This window comes from Micromonospora sp. NPDC093244, assembly GCF_040683695.1.
In the GTDB taxonomy this organism is placed as follows: Bacteria; Actinomycetota; Actinomycetes; order Mycobacteriales; family Micromonosporaceae; genus Micromonospora.
Genome location: NZ_JBFBEO010000001.1, coordinates 354181 through 376679, shown reverse-complemented (window position 1 = coordinate 376679; position 22499 = coordinate 354181). Strand labels below are relative to the sequence as shown.

The 22499-nt window shown below is 73.8% G+C and carries 15 protein-coding genes; 6 read left to right on the top strand and 9 right to left on the bottom strand.

All coding sequences use genetic code 11. The annotated features are described in order from the left end of the window. Positions 1–94 precede the first annotated feature (94 nt). Positions 95–1918: a DUF2079 domain-containing protein gene (locus AB0N27_RS01755; protein ID WP_364362504.1), complete on the top strand. Its 1824-nt coding sequence runs from the start codon at positions 95–97 to the stop codon at positions 1916–1918. A gap of 48 nt (positions 1919–1966) precedes the next feature. Then, complete coding sequence (gene lipB, locus AB0N27_RS01750; RefSeq protein WP_364362503.1) at positions 1967–2608, top strand: lipoyl(octanoyl) transferase LipB; 642 nt, start codon at positions 1967–1969, stop codon at positions 2606–2608. 21 nt (positions 2609–2629) lie between these two features. Here lipB and aspS read toward each other — a convergent pair whose 3' ends face one another. Further along, a complete protein-coding gene (gene aspS / locus AB0N27_RS01745; RefSeq protein ID WP_364362502.1) occupies positions 2630–3916 on the bottom strand; it encodes an aspartate--tRNA(Asn) ligase in 1287 nt (428 codons plus the stop codon). Positions 3917–4324: 408 nt separating this feature from the next. On the opposite strand from aspS, the gene lipA reads away from it, so the two are divergent. Continuing rightward, positions 4325–5320 (top strand): lipoyl synthase, encoded by a 996-nt coding sequence (gene lipA / locus AB0N27_RS01740; RefSeq protein ID WP_364362501.1) that lies wholly within the window; start codon positions 4325–4327, stop codon positions 5318–5320. A gap of 53 nt (positions 5321–5373) precedes the next feature. Next, entirely contained in the window at positions 5374–6960 is a 1587-nt protein-coding gene (locus tag AB0N27_RS01735) for a hypothetical protein (protein ID WP_364362500.1), read from the top strand. Positions 6961–7066: 106 nt separating this feature from the next. Here AB0N27_RS01735 and AB0N27_RS01730 read toward each other — a convergent pair whose 3' ends face one another. Together AB0N27_RS01730 and AB0N27_RS01725 are read right to left on the bottom strand one after the other, a co-directional pair. Next, positions 7067–9955, bottom strand: a complete 2889-nt coding sequence (locus AB0N27_RS01730) for an AAA family ATPase (RefSeq protein WP_364362499.1) — start codon at positions 9953–9955, stop codon at positions 7067–7069. A 122-nt stretch (positions 9956–10077) separates the two neighbouring features. Then, on the bottom strand, positions 10078–10245 hold the full coding sequence (locus AB0N27_RS01725) for a hypothetical protein (protein ID WP_364362498.1): 168 nt from the start codon (positions 10243–10245) through the stop codon (positions 10078–10080). A 206-nt stretch (positions 10246–10451) separates the two neighbouring features. On the opposite strand from AB0N27_RS01725, the gene AB0N27_RS01720 reads away from it, so the two are divergent. Next, positions 10452–11138, top strand: coding sequence for a DUF4191 domain-containing protein (locus AB0N27_RS01720; RefSeq protein WP_364362497.1), 687 nt, complete (start codon positions 10452–10454; stop codon positions 11136–11138). Positions 11139–11579: 441 nt separating this feature from the next. On the opposite strand, the gene AB0N27_RS01715 is transcribed toward AB0N27_RS01720, so the two are convergent. Further along, positions 11580–11972 (bottom strand): RDD family protein, encoded by a 393-nt coding sequence (locus AB0N27_RS01715; RefSeq protein WP_364365943.1) that lies wholly within the window; start codon positions 11970–11972, stop codon positions 11580–11582. A 269-nt stretch (positions 11973–12241) separates the two neighbouring features. On the opposite strand from AB0N27_RS01715, the gene glnA reads away from it, so the two are divergent. Beyond that, positions 12242–13666, top strand: coding sequence for a type I glutamate--ammonia ligase (gene glnA / locus AB0N27_RS01710; protein ID WP_139583267.1), 1425 nt, complete (start codon positions 12242–12244; stop codon positions 13664–13666). 371 nt (positions 13667–14037) lie between these two features. On the opposite strand, the gene mptB (AB0N27_RS01705) is transcribed toward glnA, so the two are convergent. The 5 genes from mptB (AB0N27_RS01705) to AB0N27_RS01685 are packed head-to-tail and all read right to left on the bottom strand — an operon-like array spanning position 14038 to position 22483. Then, positions 14038–15633: a polyprenol phosphomannose-dependent alpha 1,6 mannosyltransferase MptB gene (mptB, locus tag AB0N27_RS01705; RefSeq protein WP_364362496.1), complete on the bottom strand. Its 1596-nt coding sequence runs from the start codon at positions 15631–15633 to the stop codon at positions 14038–14040. 14 nt (positions 15634–15647) lie between these two features. After that, positions 15648–17048, bottom strand: a complete 1401-nt coding sequence (gene mptB, locus AB0N27_RS01700; RefSeq protein WP_364362495.1) for a polyprenol phosphomannose-dependent alpha 1,6 mannosyltransferase MptB — start codon at positions 17046–17048, stop codon at positions 15648–15650. A gap of 47 nt (positions 17049–17095) precedes the next feature. Continuing rightward, a complete protein-coding gene (locus AB0N27_RS01695; RefSeq protein ID WP_364362494.1) occupies positions 17096–18709 on the bottom strand; it encodes a hypothetical protein in 1614 nt (537 codons plus the stop codon). Next, complete coding sequence (locus AB0N27_RS01690) at positions 18702–21716, bottom strand: bifunctional [glutamine synthetase] adenylyltransferase/[glutamine synthetase]-adenylyl-L-tyrosine phosphorylase (RefSeq protein ID WP_364362493.1); 3015 nt, start codon at positions 21714–21716, stop codon at positions 18702–18704. Before AB0N27_RS01690 ends, AB0N27_RS01695 begins: the two co-directional genes overlap by 8 nt. Beyond that, a complete protein-coding gene (locus tag AB0N27_RS01685) occupies positions 21716–22483 on the bottom strand; it encodes a type 1 glutamine amidotransferase (protein WP_364362492.1) in 768 nt (255 codons plus the stop codon). Before AB0N27_RS01685 ends, AB0N27_RS01690 begins: the two co-directional genes overlap by 1 nt. Positions 22484–22499 lie beyond the last annotated feature (16 nt).

Here is a 22499-nt window from a genome sequence, read left to right as displayed (position 1 = left end):
TACGAGAGACCCGGATGTTCCCTCATCAACAACAGGGGTCCCCTCCTCGCAGGTCTGACCGGCCCGTCCAGGTCCGGTTGGTAACGTCCGCTGCGTGCCGTCCTCCCCGTCGCTGGCCACCGGGCCCGCACCCGCGTCACCGCCGCGTGCCGTCCGGGACCGCCGGGCCGACCTGATCGTCGTGCTGGTGGCGCTCGCGCTCGCCGTCTGGGTGACCAGCGGCCTGTGGCGGGACCCGAACGTGCGCACCATCACCGTCAACTCCAGCGACCAGGCGCTCTTCGAGTGGCTGCTGGCCTTCGGCGGGCACGCGGTCACCCACGGGGAGAACCCCCTCTTCACGTACCTGATCAACGTCCCGGACGGCGTCAACCTCGCGGTCAACACCTCGATCACGGTGTACGCGGTGGTCTTCGCCCCGCTCACGTACCTGATCGGGGCGCCCGCGACGTTCCTGGTGATCCTCACCCTGAACCTGTTCGCCACGGCGCTGGCCTGGTATTGGCTGCTCTCGCGGCACCTGGTCCGCAGCCGACTGGCGGCCGGGGTGGGCGGCCTGTTCATCGCCTACTCCCCCGGCATGGTGTCGCACGCCAACGCCCACCTGAACTGGACGGCCGGCTGGCTGGTGCCGCTGCTGATCTGGCGGCTGTTCGCGCTGCGTCGCCCCGGGCACTGGCTCCGCGACGGGGTGATCCTCGGCCTGCTGGTGGCGGTGGCCTTCTCGATCGCCGCCGAGGGCCTCTTCTTCACCGCGCTCGCGCTCGGCATCTTCGTCGCCGTCTGGTCGCTGCACCCCGCCCGTCGGGCCGAGGCCCGTGCCGCCCTGCCCGATTTCCTGCGCGGGCTCGCGGTGACGGCAGTGGTGGCCGGGGTGCTGCTGTCGTACCCGCTGTGGCTGCACTTCGCCGGGCCGCAGCGGTTCCACGGCACCGGCTTCGACCCGGTGATCCACTCCGAGGACATCGCGGCGTTCGCCGCCTACCCGCGCCGCTCGCTGGCCGGCGAGGTCGGACTGGGCACCTCGCTGGCACCGAACCCGACCGAGGAGAACTCCTTCTTCGGCATCGGGCTGCTCGTCCTCACAGTGGTCTGCTTCGTGGTCCTGTGGCGACGCGCCGACCCCGGCCGGCGCGCCACCCTCTGGGCGCTGGGTATCCTCGCGCTGGTCTTCACGGTGCTCTCCTTCGGGCCGGTCGCGAAGATCGACGGGCGGCGCACCGACCTGCCGATGCCGTTCGACGTGCTCGGGCAGCTGCCGGTGGTGAACGCCGCGCTGCCCGCCCGGCTGGCCCTGGTGGTCGCACCGGTGATCGGGGTGCTGCTGGCGTACACGGTCGACCAGTTGCGCGCCGCGCCGCCACGGCACCGCTCCACGGAGCTGGCCTGGGCGCTCGGGTTCGCGGTGGCCCTGCTGCCGCTGCTGCCCACCCCGCTGTTGACCCACGAGCGGGAGCCCATCCCGCAGTTCATCACGTCCGGCACCTGGCGGCAGTACGTGTCGCCGGACGGCGTGCTCACGCCGGTGCCGCTGACCGTGGACATCTACCCGGACGGTCAGCGCTGGCAGGCGTACGCGCTGTCGCACCGGCAGGGCGAGTTCGCCATCCCGGGCGGGTTCTTCCTCGGCCCCGGCGGCCCCGACGGGCGCGGCCGGATCGGCCCGGTGCCACGCACCCTGAGCGCTCTCATGGACCAGGCCGGCCGCACCGGGCTGGTGCCGATCGTCACCGACGGCACCCGGCGGGAGGTCGAGTCGGACCTGCGGCACTGGCGCATCGAGACGGTGGTGCTCGCCGACGAGGTGCACGGCGCGAAGTTCCCCGTCGACGAGGACGCCGTCCGGCGTACGGCCACCGCCCTGTTCGGCGAACCGCAGCGCGTCGACGACGTCTGGCTCTGGCGCATTCCCCGGTGAGGCGGCTCACCAGGGATGACCGCTTCCAGCGGGACTAGGCTTGACGCCGTGACGACGACGACCCCCGGCCTGACGGCCGTTCGTGCCGGCCTGCTGGACTACCAGGCCGCCTGGGACGAGCAGCGACGCCTGCACGAGTCGGTGGTGGCCGGCGAGCGCGGCGACACCGTGCTGCTGCTGGAGCACCCGAGCGTCTACACCGCGGGCAAGCGCACCGAGCCGTGGGACCGGCCGATGGACGGCACTCCGGTCGTCGACGTGGACCGCGGCGGCAAGATCACCTGGCACGGGCCGGGTCAGCTCGTCGGCTACCCGATCCTGCGGCTGCCCGACCCGGTGGACGTGGTCGCCTACGTACGCCGCACCGAAGAGCTGCTCATCGACGTGTGCGCCGAGTTCGGGCTGACCGCCGGCCGGGTCGAGGGCCGCAGCGGCGTCTGGGTGCCCGAGGACGACAGGGGGCCGGCCCGCAAGGTGGCAGCCATCGGCATCCGGGTCGCCCGGGGCGTCACCCTGCACGGCTTCTCCATCAACTGCGACTGCGACCTGACGCAGTTCGACCGGATCGTGCCGTGCGGCATCCGCGACGCGGGCGTCACCTCGCTCACCGCCGAGCTGGGCCGCCCGATCACGGTCGCCGACGTGCTCCCGGTTGTCGAGCGCCGGCTGTCCACCCTGACCGAGGTCTGAGCGCACAGCCGGCGGCTCGCTCTACGGCGTCAGCCGGTGCAGGTCGCGCGGGAACGCGGTGACCTCCCGGACGTTCGCCGCGCCGACCAGGCGGGCCACGAACCGTTCCAGGCCGATGGCGAAACCCCCGTGCGGCGGCATGCCGTGGCGGAACGCCTCCACATACGCGGCGACCGGCTCGACCGGTTCACCTCGCGCGGCCAACGCCGCCAGGTAGTCGGCGTGCCGGTGCAGCCGCTGCCCGCCGGTGACCAGCTCGACGCCGCGAAAGAGCAGGTCGAAACCGTTCGAGTACGCCGGCCGCGCCGGGTCCGGGTGGGTGTAGAAGGGGCGCTTCGCCATCGGGTAGCCGGTGACGTAGAGGAAGTCCGAGCCGTGTTCGCGGCGGGCCCACTCGCCCAGCGCCCGTTCGTGGGCGGGCGCCAGGTCCGGCTCGTCGGCGGGCGCGCCGGCGATCGTCAGCGCCTCGGTGAAGTGCACCGCCGGGATCTGCGCGGGCACCCGCGGTGGCGTGACGCCGAGCGTCGCCAGGGCGGCCCCGGCCCGCTCACCCACCGTGCCGAGCATCCCGTCGAGGGTGTCGCGCAGCACCCGCATCACGTCCCGGTGGTCGGCTACGAAACCCAGTTCCGCGTCGAGCGACGTGTACTGCGCGAGGTGCCGGACGGTGTCGTGCGGCTCGGCCCGGAAGACCGGCCCGATCTCGTAGACACGTTCGAAGACGCCGACCATCAGTTGCTTGTAGAACTGCGGTGACTGGGCCAGGTACGCGGGCCTGCCGAACCAGTCGAGCGCGAACACGTTCGCTCCGCTCTCCGTCGACGAGCTGACCACCTTCGGGGTGTGGACCTCCACGAAGTCCAGGGCGTCGAGGGTGGCCCGGAATCCGGCCACCGCCGCCGCCGAGACGCGCAGCGCGGCCGAGCGGGTCGGGTGGCGCAGCGCGGTGGGCGCGTTGTCGAGCTGGGTGGGCAGGCTCGCGGTCAGCGCCGGGCGGTACAGGTCGAACGGTGGCGGCACGGCGGGTGGGCCGAGTGGTCGTACCGTCGGGTCGGTCAGCTCGACCCCGGCGGGCGCCGTGTCGTTCGCGGTCACCGTGGCGGTGACCTCGACGACCGTCTCCTCGGGAAGTTTCTCCAGGTCGGCGCGGACGGCCGGGTCGGTGACGACCACCTGGGCGAGGCCTGCGGCGTCCCGGACGATGAGGAACGCCACCGACTTGAGCAGGCGGCGGCGGTGCACCCATCCGGCGATCCGTACGGTGTCGCCGACGTGGGTGGACAGGTGGTCGGAGTGGATGCGTTGCACGGTGGGACCTCCTTGATCATCGCAACGCGACCCAGGGAGGTGTGGGCGAGCGGGAACCTCGCGGTGCCACCACACCTTCGCCCCCGCCGGAGCGGGAGCCTCGTTGGTCGCCTGATGACCGGGGCCAGCCGGGCGGGCTCTACTGGGCGTCTCCGCCGTTCTACCCGCAGCTCGGGAGGGTCTTCGCGCGCCGGTGCCAGACCGCCTCTCAGCACCGGCGGCTCTCTGCACTGGCGGGTCCGGGCGCTACTCGGCTCCGTCGTCGCTGTTGCCGGTGACCGTAGCACCGGAGCCGGCGCGTGTGACGCGGATTTTCGGCAGCGCGGTGTCCGGCGTCACAAGGCTCACGGCGTGACGCCGGTCGCCTGACGCACATAGACGACGGCCGTCCGGCGTAGGCTCGTTTTCGTGACGATCGAGCACTCCGCGCCGACGACCGGCCAGGCAGCGCGTACCGCAACAGCCGCCCCCGAGGGGCGCCGGCTGCTGCGCATCGAGGCGCGCAACGCCGAGACGCCGATCGAGCGCAAACCTCCATGGATCAAGGTCAAGGCCAAGATGGGGCCGGAGTACACCCAGCTGCGCGGGCTCGTCTCGCGCGAGGGGCTGCACACCGTCTGCCAGGAGGCCGGCTGCCCCAACATCTACGAGTGCTGGGAAGACCGCGAGGCCACCTTCCTCATCGGTGGCGACCAGTGCACCAGGCGCTGCGACTTCTGCCAGATCGACACCGGCAAGCCCGCCGAGTTCGACGCCGACGAGCCGCGCCGGGTCGCCGAGTCGGTGGTCTCGATGGGCCTGCGGTACGCCACCATCACCGGTGTCGCCCGCGACGACCTGCCCGACGGCGGCGCGTGGCTGTACGCCGAGACCGTCCGGCAGATCCACGCCCTGCAGCCCGGCTGCGGCGTCGAGCTGCTGATCCCCGACTTCAACGCCGTCCCCGAGCAGTTGGCCGAGGTCTTCGGCTCCCGCCCGGAGGTGCTGGCGCACAACGTGGAGACCGTGCCGCGCATCTTCAAGCGCATCCGGCCGGCGTTCCGCTACGACCGCTCGCTGGACGTCATCCGGCAGGCCCGTGCCGACGGCCTGGTCACCAAGAGCAACCTGATCCTGGGCATGGGCGAGGAGCGGGCCGAGGTGTCGCAGGCGCTGCGCGACCTGCACGAGGCCGGCTGCGAGCTGATCACCATCACGCAGTACCTGCGCCCGTCGCCCCGGCACCACCCGGTGACCCGCTGGGTCAAGCCGGAGGAGTTCGTGGAGCTGCGCGAGGAGGCCGAGGAGATCGGCTTCGCCGGGGTGATGAGCGGGCCGCTGGTGCGCTCGTCGTACCGGGCGGGCCGGCTCTACCGGCAGGCGCTCGACGCCCGCGCCGGGGTTGCCGTCACCACCGCCGGCTGACCCGCCGGCAGCGCCGCACGGGCCGTGCGGCGTCCGAGTGCCATGATCGTGCGATGACCGCCGGGGTACGCGAACAGCCGCGCGGCGCGGACCGACCGCGCCCGCGGCACGGCGTTCGCCTCGGACCGGTCGGCTGGCTCACCGCGTTGGCCGTGCTCGCCGGGTTGGGCTACCGGCTCTGGTTGCTTGTCAACGCCGCGCCGCCGACGAACAGCGACGAGGCCACCATGGGGCTGGCCGCGCTGCACATCTCCCGGGGCGAGGGTTTCCCTGTCTGGTTCTACGGCCAGCAGTACATGGGCACGCTCGAGGCGTACCTGGCCGCGCCGGTGTTCGCGCTGGCCGGCGGCCCGTCGCTGTTCGGCCTGCGGCTGCCCACCCTCGCGCTGTACGTGCTGTTCCTGTTGTTGACGTGGCGGTTGACGCTGCGGCTGACCGGGGACCGCTGGTTCGGGCTGCTGGTGGTGGTGCTGCTCGCGCTCGGGTCCGACCGGGTGGTCAAGAACCAGCTGATCGCCGGGGGCGGCTATCCCGAGATGAACGCGGCTGGGGCGGCGCTCGCCGTACTCGCCGTGGACCTGGCCGCCGGCCGGCCCGGGTGGCGGCCGGCCCGCTGGGCGGCGTGGGGGTTCCTGGCCGGTCTGATGCTCTGGGTGGATCCGCTCGTGCTGCCGTACGTCGTGGCGACCGGGGTGGTGCTTGTCGGGTTCTGCCGCCGGGAGCTGCGCGGTGCGGCCGGGGCGCTGCTCGGGGCGGCTGCCGTGCTGGGGGCGGCCCCGCTGCTGCTGCACAGCCTGTCGACCGGGCGGAACCCGGTGCACGCGGTCCTCACCGCCGGCGGTGCGGACGCCTCCGCCGGCTGGGCGGACCGGCTGCACGGCGGCCTGCTGCTGGGACCGTCGCTGGGCATGGGCTTCTGCGCTCCAGGGCGGTGCGCCACCTGGCAACTGTGGTGGTCGTACGCCCTGCCGGTGCTGCTGGTCGTCGCCGCCGTGACGGCCTGGTGGACGATGCGCCGCCGGACCGGCACCGAATTCCGGGTGGCGGGGGCGATCCGGTTGGCGCTGGTGCTGGCCGCGGTGGCCACCCTTGTCGCGTACACGGTGAGCAGCGCCGCTGGACGGACCCCTGTGGAGAGTTCCCGCTACCTGTCCTGCCTGCTCCTCTCCCTGCCGGCGCTGCTCTGGCCGGTGTGGACGGCTCTACGCGACGGCCCGAGGATCGCCCGACCGGTCGCCGTCGTCCTGCTCGCCGCCACGCTGGGCACCGCCACGTACGCCACCTGGCAGGAGGCGCGGACCGCACCGGCGAGCCGGGCCGCCGAGGCCCGACACGACGAGCTGGTGGCGACCCTGGGCGACCTCGGCGTACGGCACGTACGCGCCGGCTACTGGACGTGCAACCGGCTCACCTTCGCCAGCGACGAACGGATCGTCTGCGCGGTCGTCGACGACACGCTGCGGCAGGGCTTCGACCGCTACCCGGCGTACCGGCGGGAGGTGGATGCCGCGCCGGCCCCGGCCTTTGTCGCTCCCACCGGATCCCCGTTGGCGGCCCGGCTGGACCAGCGGCTCGGCACGGCAGCGGGCAGCCTGGAGCTGGTCACCGTCGACGGCTGGCGGATCTACCTGCCGCGCTGACCCCGCCGGGCGTCAGCGCGCGACCCGGTGTCAGCGTGTGCGGCCCAGCGTGTGCGGCCCAGCGTGTGCGGCCCAGCGTGTGCGGCCCGGCGTGTGCGGCCCGGCGTCAGTGCGGCTCGACGAGCAGGCCGAGGCGGTGGGCCAGGGCGGCGGCCTCCGTCCGGTTGGTCACGTCGAGTTTCGCGATGATCCGCGAGACGTGCACGCTCGCCGTCTTCGGGGAGATGAACAGCCGTTCGGCGATCCGGCTGTTGCTGTGCCCCTCGGCGACCAGCCGCAGCACCTCCCGCTCCCGGGCCGTCAGCAGATCGGCGCCGGCGCCGCCCTGACCGGTTCCGCGTAGGCCGACCCGCCGGGCCAGGGTCGCTGCCGCTTCGGCCAGCGGCGCGGCGTCCAGCCGCCGGGCGATGTCCGCGGCCTCGGTGACGGCCGCCGCCGCCTCGTCCCGCTCCCCCGCGCCGGCGGCCGCCTCGGCGAGGGCGAGCAACGCCCGGCCGAGCGGATACGGCTGCCCATCGGCCCGCCACGCCCGCACCGCCGTCCGCCAGGCCGGCAGCACCTGGTCGCCGGCCGCCAGCAGGGCGGTGACCTGGGCTGCGTGCGCCCGTGCCGCCGGATGCCTGGCGGGCAGGTCGGCGGCGAGGGCGGCGACGGCGCCTGCCAGTTCCCGGTCACCGACCCGGGCGGCGGTACGGGCGACGGCGCTGAGCACCGGCCAGCCCTCGCGCGGCAGTTGCGGCAGTCGCTCGTCGGCCACCGCGACGCGGGCCGCCCGGACCGCCTCGATCTTGTCGTCGGTGGCGAGCGCCGACTCGATCGCCAGCTCGTGCAGCGGCAGCCGGTGGTTCGGCCACAGGTAGGCCCGGCCGAGGAAGGCCAGCGCCCGGTCGACCAGCTCGTCGGCGGCCGGGTGCGCCCGGGCCAGCCGCAGCCCGGCGCCCAACTGGAGCCAGTGCAGCCCGGTGACGCCGGACAGGTCGATCCGGGCGGCCTCCGCACACACCGCCTCGGCCTCGTCCCACCTGCCCAACGCGATAAGCGCCTCGGCCCGGTTGGACAGCAGGTACGCCCCGGTCGAGCGGCTGATCCCCACCCGGCGGGCCTCGGCCACCCCGGCCTCGGCCGCCTCGGCGGACTCGCCGTAGCGGCCCAGCTCGCAGAGCATGTCCGACTGGAACACCTTGGCGAGCACCAGGGTCGGCGCGTCACCTGACGCACGGGCGGCCGCCTCGGCGCGGGTCAGCTCGGTGAGCCCCTGCTCCAGGTCCCGTTCACCGTGGCAGAGCAGGGCGATCCGGGTCGCCAGCAGCGCCGGTTCCGCGCCGAGCGCCTCGGCGTCCGTAGCGGCCTCGGCGGCCACCCGGGCCGCCTGCTCAGGATCGATCTTGACCAGGTGGGTGGCGATGTCGGCGAGCAGCCGGACCCGCTCGATGCCCTCCGGGCCACCGGCCGCCAGCCGGTACGCCTCATCGAGCTCGCGCCTGCCGTCGCTCTTGCCGAGCAGAGCCAGCATCCGGCCCCGCTGGTCCAGCAGTCGGGCGGCACGCAGCGGCGCGGCGTCGGCGTCCACCTCGGCCAGTCCGGCCCGGGTCAGCGTGATCGCCCGGCTGAAGTCGCCCGCGATGACCGCGGCGTCCACCGTCTGCTCCAGCAGCGCCAGGTGGTCCATGCCGAGCAGGTCGGCGGCGTCGGGCACCAGCTCCCACAACTCCAGCGCCCGTTCCAGCAGCCGGCGTTGCTCGGCGTACGCGTACCTGTCGGCGGCCGCGCCCGCCGCGGCCAACGCGGCGACCAGGGCACGCGGGTGGTCGTGCGCGGCGTACCAGTGGTGGGCGATCTCGGCCGGCGCGCGGCCGGCGGCGACCAGCTGCGGCTGGGCCTCGATGGCTGCCGCGAACCGGGCGTGCAGCCGGGCGTGCTCGCCGGGCAGCAACTCGTCGTGTACGGCCTCGCGGACCAGGGCGTGCCGGAACTCGTAGTCGCCGTCGGGGTTCGCCACCACCAGCTGGGCGGCGACGGCGGCGCGCAGCGCGTCCTCCAGCTCGGTCTCGGGCAGCCCGGCGACCTCGGCGAGCAGGTCGTGGGCGAACCGGGTGCCGCCGGCCGCGGCGATCCGCAGCACCCGCTGGGCCGGTTCGGGAAGCCGGTCCACCCGCGCGAGCAGCAGGTCCCGCAGTGTCTCGGGCAGCGCCGCGCAGCCGACCGGGTCGCCGGCCACCGCCAGCTCCTCGATGAAGAACGGGTTGCCCTGGGTGCGTTCGTGGACGTCGTCGACGGCGCGGGCGAGCGGCTCGGCGCCGAGCAGGTCGGCGAGGATCGCGCCGGTGCCGTCGCGGTCCAGCCGGCCCAGGTCGATCCGCTGCACGCCCCGGACGCGGTCCAGTTCGGCGAGGAACGGTCGCAACGGGTGGCCGCGCTGCAACTCGTCGGTGCGGTAGGTGCAGACCAGCAGCAGCCGCCCCGGCCGGGCCGCCCGGACCAGGAAGCCGATCAGGTCGCGGGTGGAGCGGTCCGCCCAGTGCAGGTCCTCGATCAGCAGCACCAGCGGCCGGGCGTCGGCGAGCCGCTGAAACAGCTCGGCGACCAGGTCGAACAGGTAGCCGCGCGGGGCGTCGCCGAGCGACGTGACGTTCGGCGCGGCACGCTCGGCCGTCACCCGGCCCAGCTCCGGCAGCAGCCGGGCGAACTCAGCCTCGTACCCGGCGAAGACCTCCGGGCCGTCGACGCGCAGCACCGTCCGCAGGGCGGCGGCGAACGGGGCGAACGGCAGACCCGCCTCGCCCAGCTCCAGGCACTGGCCGACCAGAACCCGCGCCCCGCCGCCGGTGGCCCCGCCGGCGAACTCCTCCAGCAGCCGGGTCTTGCCCACGCCCGCCTCGCCGCCGACCAGCACGGTGCTCGGCTCACCCGCGCGTACCCGGGCCAGCGCGTCGCGCAGCGCCGCCAACTCGCGGTGGCGGCCGACGAGGACGGAGCTGGCGGCGCGTACGGTCACGGGAACGAGCATGCCAGAACGGCCGCCATCAACGGCCCCGCCGCTCGGCGGGTGGCCGAGCGGCGGGGTGGACTGCGGTGGACCGGCCGGCACGGCAGGAGCGGCGGCCGGGGCGGGCGCGGTCACCGGCGGGCGTCGGTGCGGCGGGCCTGCTGGCGGCGACCCAGCCAGGTACGGCCGGGCCGCTGCGACACCGCGCGGGCGAGCCGGTCCGCGGCCACCTCGGCGCGTAGCTCGGCGGCGTGCGTACGGTGCAGGGAGAGCAGGAATTCCGCGTCGTTGCCGAACATGTCAGGCTCCTTCGTGGCGTTGTCATCTTCTGCCGATGACTCTCCGCGCGAAGGCCCCACCCGGGCATGGGCACAGCGCCTCATCTTCCCCGGCGCCACCCTCCTTACCCGCCCTGCCCGGGCGGCTGAGGCGACGTAAGGTACTCAGTCGCCCGGCACCCGGACGCGGATCAACGGGGCGGACGGCGACCACTAGACTCTGCGGCATGGCAAAGCCCCAGGAGAAGGTCTCGTTCGGCCAGCGGCTGAAGCAGATCGGGATGGTGTTCCAGTTCACCGCCAAGCAGGACCGGTGGTTCGCGCCGCTGGTCGCCGCCGCGGTGCTCATCCCGCTCGCCCTCACCGTGGTCGCGGTCATCCTCTGGAGCTGGATCTGGCTGCCGATCGGCATCCTGTTCATCCTGCTCGCGGTGCTGATCGTGCTCAACCTGCGGTCCAACCGGGCGATGATGAACGCCGCCGAGGGGCAGCCCGGCGCGGCGGCGCAGATCATGGAGAACATGCGCGGCGACTGGCGGGTGACCCCGGCGGTCAGCTCCACCACCCAGATGGACATGGTCCACCTGGTGATCGGCCGGCCGGGCGTGATCCTGCTCGCCGAGGGCAACCCGCAGCGGGTGCGGGGTCTGCTCGGGCAGGAGAAGCGGCGGCTGTCCAAGGTGATCGGCTCGGCGCCCCTGCACGACTACGTGATCGGCCAGGACGAGGGCGAGCTGCCCATCCGCAAGCTGCGCACGACGCTGCTGCGCCTGCCCCGCGCCCTCTCCGGCAAGGACGTCAACTCGCTGGACAAGCGGCTCAAGGCCCTCACCGCCCGCCCGCAGATGCCCAAGGGCGCGATCCCGAAGAACATGCGGCCGCCTGGCGCGTTCCGCCAGTCGCGGGGCCGCTGACCCCCAGGTGTACGCGAAAGAGCCGGACCCGTGCGGGTCCGGCTCTTCTCGTCGTGACGTCGAACGCGGACGGTCCCGCCGCCCTCGCGCCCTTCTTGCCTCGCGTCCTTCGCGCCTCGCCTCACGCCCCGCGCCCTTCGCGCCTCGCGCCTCACGCCCCGCGCGCTTCGCGCCTCCGCGTCCTCGCGTCCTCGCGTCCTCGCGTCCTCGCGTCCTCGCGTCAAGATCTCCGCAACTTCCCCGATGTTGCTGTCTCCGACGCGCGGGAGGCACCAACATCCCTGATGTTGCGCGGATCTTGATGACGTGCGCCCAGGGCGGGTAGCCGCGAGGGCTCGACGACCCCAAGATCGTGCTCGAACCAGGATGTAGTGGCCTCAGCGACGTGGCGATGCCACTACATCGGTGATCGAGCGCGATCTTGGGGTCGTCGAGGCAGGCTCAGCCGCGCGGCGCGTCGGCGATGACCGAGTTGGCGAGCCTGTCGTGCAGGCCGCGACGGTGCTCGTCCATGATCAGCGCGGGGACGACGAGGGCCAGCAGGAGGCCCCGGATCAGTCCCCGGAGCACCCCGATGCGGCCACCGTCGTGCCAGTTCACGCAGCGGATCTTCGTGATGTACATGCCCGGGGTCTGGGCGAACAGGCCGAGGAAGAGGCCGTACACGACGACCAGCACCAGCACGGGGGCCCAGCCGTCGCGTACCGGGTCGGCGAAGATGTTCGACACCAGCAGGCAGAGCACCCAGTCGATGATCAGCGCCCCGAACCGCTTGCCGAGGCTCGGCGGGGTGAAGGTGGGATCGGTGGCCGGTGCTGCCGGGACGTGCGGAATGGTCACAGCGGTCAAGGGTATCCGCGCCCCTGACGACGGACCCGAGGGCGTCACCACCACTCCGTGCCGATCAGGACCAAAGGCATCAGATGTCACTACACTGGTACAGCCGGTACGACGCTCGCGGCGGGCCGGAAGCGTGGACGGGGCGTCGCTGACGCTCCGCGAGGGACGTAACACGGCAGAAACACAGGAGACATGGCCGGGCAACCCCCCGGCCATAGCGTCGCCAGAAGCCTAGCCACCCCGTGGACGTGCCAGGAGGATGTGTGTTCGCCAACCCCGAGGAACTGCTGCGATACCTCAAGAACGAGGACGTGAAGTTCGTCGACGTTCGTTTCTGTGACCTGCCCGGCGTGATGCAGCACTTCAACCTGCCGGTCGAGTCCGTCAACGACGACCTCTTCACCGACGGCCTCGCGTTCGACGGTTCGTCGATCCGCGGTTTCCAGGCGATCCACGAGTCGGACATGCTCCTGCTCCCGGACGTCGCCACCGCTTTCATCGACCCGTTCCGCGCGCAGAAGACTCTCGCGCTCAACTTCTTCATCCACGACCCGTTCACCCGCGAGGCGTACAGCCGCGACCCCCGCAACGTGGCGAAGAAGGCCGAGGCGTACCTGGCGGCGAGCGGCATCGCCGACACCGCCTACTTCGGCGCCGAGGCGGAGTTCTACATCTTCGACTCGATCCGCCACGAGACCTCGGCCCACCAGTCGTTCTACTACATCGACTCGATCGAGGGCGCGTGGAACACCGGCCGCGAGGAGCCGGGCGGCAACCGCGGTTACAAGACCGCGTACAAGGGCGGCTACTTCCCGGTGCCGCCGGTCGACCACTACGCCGACCTGCGCGACTCGATCGTGCGCCGGCTCGTCGACACCGGCTTCAGCGTCGAGCGTTCGCACCACGAGGTGGGCACCGCCGGTCAGTCTGAGATCAACTACCGGTTCTCCACCCTGCTGCACGCCGGTGACCAGCTCCAGCTCTTCAAGTACATCGTGAAGAACGAGGCCTGGGCCAACGGCAAGACCGCCACCTTCATGCCCAAGCCGCTGTTCGGCGACAACGGCTCCGGCATGCACACCCACCAGAGCCTCTGGCTCAACGGTGAGCCGCTCTTCTACGACGAGACCGGCTACGCCGGCCTGTCCGACATGGCCCGCTGGTACATCGGCGGTCTGCTGCACCACGCACCGTCGCTGCTCGCCTTCACCAACCCGACGATCAACTCGTACCGTCGTCTGGTGCCGGGCTTCGAGGCGCCTGTCAACCTGGTCTACTCGCAGCGCAACCGCTCCGCCTGCACCCGCATCCCGGTGACCGGCAGCAACCCGAAGGCCAAGCGCGTCGAGTTCCGCGTCCCGGACCCGTCGGCGAACGTCTACCTGGCCTTCTCGGCGATGATGATGGCCGGCCTGGACGGCATCAAGAGCAAGATCGAGCCGCCGACGCCGATCGACAAGGACCTCTACGACCTCCCGCCGGAGGAGTGGGGCGACGTCAAGCAGGTGCCGGGCTCCCTGTCGGCAGTGCTCGACTCGCTGGAGGCCGACCACGACTACCTGCTCGACGGTGGCGTCTTCACCCCCGACCTGATCTCCACCTGGGTCGACTGGAAGCGCGCCAACGAGGTCGACCCGGTGCGCCTGCGCCCGACCCCGCACGAGTTCGCCATGTACTACGACTGCTGAGCTGCCTACGACTGCTGATCAGTCACCCGCTCGAACGGCCCGGGCCGGCTTCGCAAACGCGGAGCCGGCCCGGCCCGTCTCCACACCCCGCTCCCCCACGCGCCCACGCCCCACGCCTGCACGCGCCCCGCCCCACGCCCCACGCGCCCACGCCCCACGCCTCCGCGCCACGCGCCACGCGCCCGCGCCCGCGCCCGCGCCCGCGCCCGCGCCCAAGATCAGCTCAACTTCCCTGATGTTGCTGCCTCAGACGTCCGGGAGGCAGCAACATCCCCGATATTGCCCGGATCTTCAATTCCCGATCTCACCGCACGACCTTGATCACTCCCGCGCGGTGATCATGCCGCCTGCGGGGCGTTCCGTCCGATTTGTCACCGGTCAACCTCATGATCACCAGGACGGGTCCCGGGGGCCATGGGGGTGGGCGGGGTGGGCGGGGTGCGGGCCGCGCGCGACGTATGCCGGAGGCGGGACACGCGCAGGACGAGCACGGCCAGGAGCAGAGCGGTCATCGCCAGCGCGCCGGGGGCCTTGGTGAAGCGGGCCAGGTTGGTGCCGTCGGGCAGCACCAGGAAGGCGGCCACCGCGACCGGCAGCACGAACCATGTCGTTCGGGTGGCGGTGAGCGCGAGCAGCGCCAGCGGCCAGGTCGCGTACCAGGGGTGGAAGACCGGGGACAGGACCACTGCGGCGACCAGTGCCAGCGCCGCGCCGCGCAGCGCCACCCGGGAGCGCACCACCTCCACCCGCTCCCCGGCGACACACGCCCCGTCGAGCCGCGCCCCATCGAGCCGCGCCCCGTCGACACCCGCCCCATCGACCCGCCGGGCGTCGTTGGATCCGTGCAGCGCCTGCCAGGCCCGCCACCAGAGCACCATCAGCAGGATCGCGAGCAGCAGCAACGCGGCAGCCCGAACCACCGGCACCGCCTGCGGGTTCCGGCCGATCAGCTCGCCGGCGTAGTCCACGACGAAGCCGACGGCGGTGGGCGGCGACGTCCACTGCTCGGAGCCGCCGCTGCGGGTGAGCCCGCCTACCCAGCCGAACCCGAGACCGGACAGCGCCGACGCGGCAAGCACCGCGCCGAGCAGCCCGCCGGTGAGCCAGCCGCCGGCGCGCAGCAGCGCCCGTACGGTGCAGCGGCCCCGCACTCCGGCCAGCACGGCGAACGGCACCACCACCACGGCGCTTGCCTTCACCGTCACCGCCAGACCGAGCAGCGCCCCGGCGAGCAGCAGCGCCGCCGGCCGGCCGGGCCGACGGACCACCACCAGCAGTCCGCACAGCAGCAGGCCCAGCATCACGGCGTCGTTGTGCGCGCCGGCCACCAGGTGTACGCCGACAAGCGGGCAGGCCAGCAGCAGCCAGACCGCCCGTCGGGGCGGCACTCCGGCCGCCCGGGCCAGTTGGGGCAGACAGAGCGCGGCCAGCAGCAGCCCTGCCACGGCGGTGACCCGTAGCAGCACCAGCGTCCCGGTGAGCCCGCCGCCGAGGTGCACCGCGAGTGCGGCGAGCAGCACGAACACCGGCCCGTACGGTGCCGGGGTGTCCCGCCAGATCGGCGCCACCGTCTCCACCCACGGGCAGCCGGCCGCGGCCACCCCGACGGCGTACGGGTCGGCGCCGTGTGCGTACGTCCAGCCCTGGCAGGCGTACGAGTAGACGTCCCGGCTGCCCAGCGGTGGCGCGACGAGCAGTGGCAGTGCCCACAGTCCGGCGGTGACGTACGCCCACCGGGTCGACGGCGCTCCCCCGCGCAGCGACCACCATGCGCCGACCAGCAGCGCGGTGCCGGCCAGCCAGCAGGTGAGCGTGGCCGGGCCGTTCGGGGCTCGCCAGGTCGACAGGGGTGTCACGCCCAGCGGGACGGCGTCGGGCAGGGCCCCGCCGAGACGGCCGGCCACGGCGAGCAGGACGGCGCCGAGCAGGCCCGCGTACCGGGAGAGGGTCGCGCCGGGAGCGGTCACCGGCGCACCTTCCCTCAGTCGACGGCGACCGGCTGGCGGGCCGCCCGAGCCGACCGTACCAATCGGACGACAAGCACGATCACCAACAGCGTCATCAGTGGCGCCCCGACGGTCTTGGTGTAGCGGGGCAGGCCGGTGCCGTCGGGCAGCACCAGGAACGAGGCGACGAGCGCGACGACGATGAACCAGCCGGTCCGGCGGGCGGTGGCCGCCAGGACGAACAGCGGCCACGTCCAGTACCAGGGGTGCACGACTGGGGCGAGCGCGACGGTGAGGGCGAGCGCGAGGCCGGCGTGGTGCAGGGGGTCGCGGGTGCGGGCCCGCCACCAGAGCCAGACCAGCAGTACGGCGAGGAGCACGACGGCGATGCCGCGCGTCACCGGCAGCGCGTCGATGTGCCCGCCGAACATCGCCGCGACATAGCCGATTGTCTGCCCGACGGCTGTCGACGGGGAGGTCCAGGCGACGGCGGCGCCGCCCTGGGACAGTCCGCCGACCCAACCGAAGTCGAGTCCGCCGAGAACTGTCACTCCCACCACGGTGGCGATCGTGCCGGCGACCACCCAGCCGCCGTCGCGGATCAGCGTCCGGAGCCGGTACGGTCCGGCGGTGGCCGCCAGCGCGGCGAACGGCACCACCACCACGGCGGTCACCTTGATGGCGACGGCGAGGCCGAGCAGCAGCCCGCCGAGGAGCAGCATGGCGCGACGGCCCGGGTGTGACGCCACAACGGCCAGCCCACCGACGAGCGCGGCGAGCATCAGCACGTCGTTGTGGGGGCCGCCGATCAGGTGCGCGGCGACGAGCGGGGATCCCAGTGCCAGCCACACCGCCCGCTGGGGCGGCACACCGGCCCGGCGGGCCAGGGCGGGCAGCGCCCACGCGGTCAGCACCACGCCGATCAGCGACAGTGCCCGGAACAGCACGATGCTGGCGGTCAACGAGCCGGTGATCTTGACCACCGCGCCCGCGATGAGCACGAAGAGCGGCCCGTACGGCGCGGGGGTGTCGCGCCAGATCACCGACACGCTGTCCAGCCAGGGGCAGGGTAGCGCGGAGACGCCCTGCTCGTACGGGCTGACGCCGCCGACGAAGCTGGCGCCCTGGCAGGCGTACGCGTACACGTCGCGGCTGCCGAACGGCGGCGCGACGAGCAACGGCAGCAGCCAGAGCCCCACGGTGACCAGCGCCCACCGCGTCGACGGGCCTCCGTCGCGCAGAGCCCACCAGGCGTACGCCATGAGGCCGGTGCCTACCGCCCAGGCGGCGAGGATCAGCGGGCCGTGGGGCCCCTGCCAGATGCTGACCGGGGTGCTGCGCAGCGGGCCGCCGGGGAACGCGCCTCCGAGGTAGGCGGAGATCGCGAGCAGCGTCGAGCCGGCCAGGCCGGTCCAGCGCGCGAGGTGGGAAGGCACGCCCGACATGCTGCCAGCACCTCGGTCGGGGGGCGACGGCAGCACCGTCAGCAGTGGTTCGCCGGCGTGAGTCCGCTGGACACCGTGTAGTCGCCTGCCGCACGGACCCGCACCTCGGTCCACCCGTCCGCGCCGGGGCGTACGCAGCCGTCCGGGCCGGTCAGCGACAGCCAGCGTGACCAGCGCACCCGCACCGGCACGGCGCCGGGCGCGGCGGTCAGGTGGACCGAGCCGCGGTCGGCGGTGACGAGCTGCCCCGGGGCGCCGACCAGCGGTGTCGGGTCGACCACTGCGTACATCCGCCAGGTCGGGTCGCTCCAGACCTCCCGCAGGTAGGGCAGGCCGGCGCGGATCAGGGCTGCCTCGTCGCGGCCCCACCTGTCGGTGGGAGCGTCGAGGGCGAGCACCACGTAGGTCACCGCCTCGCGGCGGAGCCACGTCTCGTACGTCCGCGCGTCCAGGCTGCCGTCGTAGAACAGCGCGTTGCGGTCGCTGTCGACCTGGCGTTCCCAGCCGCGGGCCAGGGGGACGGTCGGCGGCAGGTACGCGGACTCCCAGTGGTCCCGCAGTGGCACCACCTCGACCCGCCCGACCGGCTGCCGCCTGTCGAGTTCGGCGACGAGCGGCCGGTAGAAGCCCGCGGCGCTCTCCGGCGAGCCGGCGCGGGTCACGTCGCTCGTCATCACCGGCGACTGCCACCACACGGTGGCGGCGAGCAGCCCGGCCAGCCACGGGCCGGGTAGCGCGGCGTAACCGGCGAGCACGGGCAGCGCGAACAGCATCGGCAGTCGCAGCGCGTTGGAGCCGATCGGGCTGGGCACGTAGTACGCGCCGACCAGGAGCAGCACGGTGAGCGCCGCGCCGATGCGCAGCACCCGGCGGCGGCGCGGCAGCACGACCGCCACCAGCACCGCGAGCGCGACGTTGATCCGCATCGACTCGGCCGAGTACGGCTGGGTGCCGCCGTTGCCGAAGAGGACCGCGACAGGTGCCAGCGTGACGGCGGGCGCCACGGCCAGGACGAGCCCCTCGGCGACGGGGCGGTCGATCCGCCAGCCGCCGGGCAGCGGGCGGCCCGGCCCGGCGCCGGTGCGCAGGGCGGACAGCAGCAGCGCCGCGCCGGCCAGGCCGGTGAACAGACCGGCGACCGGGCTCGCCGCCGTGGCCAGGGCGGCGCATCCGGCGGCGAGTACCAGCCTCAGCCAGCGTGGCGGGCGTTCCGCGCTTACCGCGCAGAGCGCCAGCAGACCGAACGTCAGTCCGACGGCGAAGGTGATCCGACCGCTGGCCAGATTGCCGACAAGCACCACGGCGCCGAGGACGCCTGCCAGCAGGGGCCGGCGGGCCCGGTTGCGGGCGAACAGCCACGCCAGCGCGGCGGCGCCGAGCACGGCGGCGAGAGCCCCCAGCGGGCGCACCCCGACCAGCGCACCCCACCTGGCCGTGAAGAGGCTGTAGCCGTACTGGTTGACACCGCCGTACCAGCCGAGGTCGATCGGCCTGGCACCGTACCGGTCGGCGAACCCGGCGCGGGCCACCTGAGCGGCGAGGTCGGTGCCCATCGGCGGCGCGAGCAGGAACGCGACGGCGAGCACCACCGCGACAGCGGTCGCCGCCCAGCCGGCGTACCGCCCGGCCGGGCGCGTCGACGCGTCAGGCATCGAGGACACGTGCCGTGGCGGCTCGGGAGCGGCGGGCGGTGCGCAGGTACTCGTCGAGGAACTCCCCCGGGTCGTCGCGGCCGAGCAGCCGGACCACCCCGGCCAGCTCCACCCCGTGCCGGGGCAGTTGGTCACCGGCCCGACCCCGGACCAGCATCAACGCGTTGCGGACCTGCGCGGCCAGGGACCAGCCGGCGGCCATCTCCGCGGCGTCCGCCGGGTCGACCAGGCCCGCCTCGGCGGCGGCCGCGAGAGCATCGAGGGTACGCGTGCCGCGCAGCGCCGGATTCGCGCCGGCGTGCCGGAGCTGGACGAGCTGCACCGCCCACTCCACGTCGGCGAGCCCGCCCCGGCCCAGCTTGGTGTGGGTGGCCGGGTCGGCGCCCCGGGGCAGCCGCTCGGTCTCCACGCGGGCCTTGATCCGGCGGATCTCGACGACCTGCTCGCGGGTCAGCCCGTCGGCGGGGTAGCGCACCGGGTCGATCATCGCCTCGAACTCGGCGCCCAGGTCGGCGTCGCCGCAGACGAACCGGGCACGCAGCAGCGCCTGCGCCTCCCACACGCGGGACCAGCGGGCGTAGTACTGCGCGTACGCGGCGAGACTGCGCACCAGCGGACCCTGCCGGCCCTCCGGACGCAGGTCGGCGTCGACGCCGAGCGGCGGGTCGGGGGCGGGTACGCCGAGCAGCCGGCGCAGTTCCTCGGCGATGCCGTGCGCGGCGGCGCTGGCGGCGCTCTCGTTGCCGCCGGCGGGCGGGTCGTAGACGAAGAGGACGTCGGCGTCGGAGAGGTAGTTCGACTCGTACCCGCCGAGCCGGCCCATGCCGATGACGGCGAACCGCAGCCCTTCCGGTGCCGGTTGGCTGGCCTGGGCGGCCCGCAGCGCGGCGGCCAGTGTGGCGTCGGTGACGTCGGAGAGCGCCGTGCCGACCTCGGTGATGTCGGACAGCCCGGGTGCCCGCTTCGCGCCGTCCGCGCGGGTGGGTGCGGGTGCGAGCGCCCCCGCACGGCAGAGCACGTCGGCGCACGCCACCCGGACGAGTTCCCGACGCCGCAGTGCCCGCACCGCGCTTGTCGCCTCCACCGGATCGGTGTGCCGGGCCGCCGCCGCCAGGAACCCCTCGCGCAGCACCTCGCGGGAGCGCGGTGCCAGTTCGTTCTCCTCGGCCAGCAGCCGCAGCGCCTCCGGGTCGCGGGCGAGCAGGTCGGCGACGTACCGGGACAGGGCGAGGACGCGGGCCAGCCGCCGGGCCACCGGGCCGCCGTCGCGCAGCAGCCGCAGGTACCAGGGTGTGCTGCCCAGCTTGTCGGAGACCTTGCGGTAGTTGAGCAGCCCCCGGTCCGGTTCCGGCGCGTCGGCGAACTCGCTGAGCAGCACCGGCAGCAGGGTCCGCTGGATGGCCGCCGTACGGCTCACCCCGCCGGTGAGCGCCTGGAGGTGGCGCAGCGCCCCGGCCGGGTCGGCGAACCCGAGGATCTCCAGGCGGTGCCGTGCCGCTTCCGGGGTGAGCCGCAGCCCGTCGGCCGGGACCCGGGCCACCGACTCCAGCAGCGGCCGGTAGAGCAGTTTGGCGTGCAGTCGGCGTACCTCGGCGGCGTGGGTGACCCACTCGGCCCGGAAGCTCTCCACGGCGCTGCGCCCCGGCGTGGCGGTGAAACCCAGCGCGGCGGCCAGCCAGCGCAGCGCGGCCGGCTCGGTGGGCACGGTGTGCGTACGCCGCAGGCCCTGTAGTTGCAGCCGGTGCTCGACGCTGCGCAGGAAGCGGTAGCCGCGCAGCAGGGCCTCGCCGTCGGCGCGACCGACGTAGCCTCCGGCGACGAGCGCCCGCAGCGCCGGGAGGGTGCCCGGCGCCCGCAGCGTCTCGTCGCCGCGCCCGTGCACCAGTTGCAGCAACTGGACGGCGAACTCGATGTCGCGCAGTCCGCCGGGACCGCGCTTGATCTCGCGTTCCAGCTCCTTGGGCGGGATGTGGTCGATGATCCGCCGACGCATCGCGCGGACGTCCTCGACCGCCTCGGGCCGTTCGGCCGCCCGCCACACCAGCGGCGCGAGCTGGTCGATCCACTCCTGGGCCAGCGGCAGGTCACCGGCCGCCGGGCGGGCCTTGAGCAGCGCCTGGAATTCCCAGGTACGCGCCCACCGGCGGTAGTAGGCGAGGTGGCTGGCGAGGGTACGCACCAGCGGGCCCCGGTTGCCCTCCGGGCGCAGCGCGGCGTCCACGGGCCAGGCGACAAGCCCACAGATCTGGATCAGCCGGGTCGCCACGAGGGTGGCGGCGGGCAGGTCGGCGTCCTCGGCCGCCACGAAGATGACGTCCACGTCGGAGACGTAGTTCAGTTCGCCGCCGCCACACTTGCCCATCGCCACGACCGCCAGCCGGGGCCGTTCGGTGCCCTCGGCCAGCTCGTCGACGGCGATCTCGTACGCCGCGGCAAGCGTCGCGTCGGCAAGCGCGGACAGCGCGGCCATGGTCTGTTCCAGCCCGCGCCCGCCGGTGAGGTCGGCCGCCGCGATGCGCAGCAACGCCAGCCGGTACGCGGCCCGCAGCACCGCCACCGGGTTGCCGTCTCCTGCGGGTTCCAGCCGGCCCTCGGCGGTGGGCGCGAGCCCGTCCGGGGCGGTACGCAGCGCCTGGTAGTGCTCGGGGTGCGCCACCAGGTGGTCGCCGAGCGCCGACGAGGCGCCGAGCACCGCGATCAACCGCCGCCGCAGGCCGGGATCGGCGTGCAGGTCCGCGAGCAGCGGCGACGCGGTGTCGCCTGTCGTGCGTCGTTCGGTCTCGACGATGCGGTGCAGTTGGCGCAGCGCCAGGTCCGGGTCGGCGGCCCGGGACAGCGCGGCCAGCAGTTCGGCGGCCGGCTCGTCGACCGGCTCCTGCTCGTCCGGTCGCCACAGCCCCAGCCCGTCGGGGCCGAGCAGGTCGGCGGCACGCGCCCCGCCGTCGCCGTCGGCGGTGCCGAACCCGTAGCGGGCGAGCCGGCCCGGCGCCCTGGTCGGCCGGCTCATCAGTGCCCGAGCAGCGGCAGGCCCCGCCGCACCGTACTGTCGTCCAGCTCGCCGAGCGCGAGGGCGGCGAACCGGGCGGCGAACGGCTGCCAGACCTCCTCGACGTCCACCATCACCGAGTCGCACGCCGCGACGACAAGTTCGGGGTCGTACCCCAGTTCGGCGAGTTGGGCCGAGTCGGTGGCCCAGTCGGCGATCATCGCGGTGTCGCACTCGATGTGGAACTGCAGACCCCACGCCCGGTCACCGAGCCGGAACGCCTGATGGGGGTAGCGGGTGGAGGCGGCCAGCAGGGTGGCGCCCCGGGGCAGTTCGGTGATCTCGTCGGAGTGCCACTGCAGGACGTCCGGGATCAGCGGCACGTACCGGAACAGCGGGTCGTTCTCGGCGGCGTCGCGCCGGCCGACCACGCCGGGGCCGATCTCCGGTCCGGACGGGCTCCGCTCGACCAGGCCGGCGTGCGCGGTGGCGAGCAGCTGCGCGCCCAGGCAGACGGCCAGGGTGGGCACCCGGTAGCGGACCGCCTTGCGCAGCAGGCCCTCCACGGCGGGGAACCACGGCGCGCCGGGCGAGCCGTCCGGCAGCGGGTACGCCTGCTGGTCGCCGCCGAGCACCACGAGCGCCGCGTACCCCTCCAGGTCGGCGGGCAGCTCGTCGCCGGCGTGTGGGCGTACGACCCACAGCTCCAGCCCGGCCTCGGTCAGCCACTCACCCAGCCGGCGGGCGTCATCCGTCGGGTCGTTCTCGATCACCAGCGCGGTTGCCACCCGTCGAGGCTAGCGG

What these genes read in the sequence shown, in the direction of transcription:
- AB0N27_RS01735 (WP_364362500.1), top strand. Translation starts at nt 5,374, where the DNA reads ATGACCGCCGGGGTACGCGAACAGCCGCGCGGCGCGGACCGACCGCGC.
- AB0N27_RS01725 (WP_364362498.1), bottom strand. Translation starts at nt 10,245, where the DNA reads ATGTTCGGCAACGACGCGGAATTCCTGCTCTCCCTGCACCGTACGCAC.
- AB0N27_RS01720 (WP_364362497.1), top strand. Translation starts at nt 10,452, where the DNA reads ATGGCAAAGCCCCAGGAGAAGGTCTCGTTCGGCCAGCGGCTGAAGCAG.
- AB0N27_RS01695 (WP_364362494.1), bottom strand. Translation starts at nt 18,709, where the DNA reads ATGCCTGACGCGTCGACGCGCCCGGCCGGGCGGTACGCCGGCTGGGCG.
- AB0N27_RS01690 (WP_364362493.1), bottom strand. Translation starts at nt 21,716, where the DNA reads ATGAGCCGGCCGACCAGGGCGCCGGGCCGGCTCGCCCGCTACGGGTTC.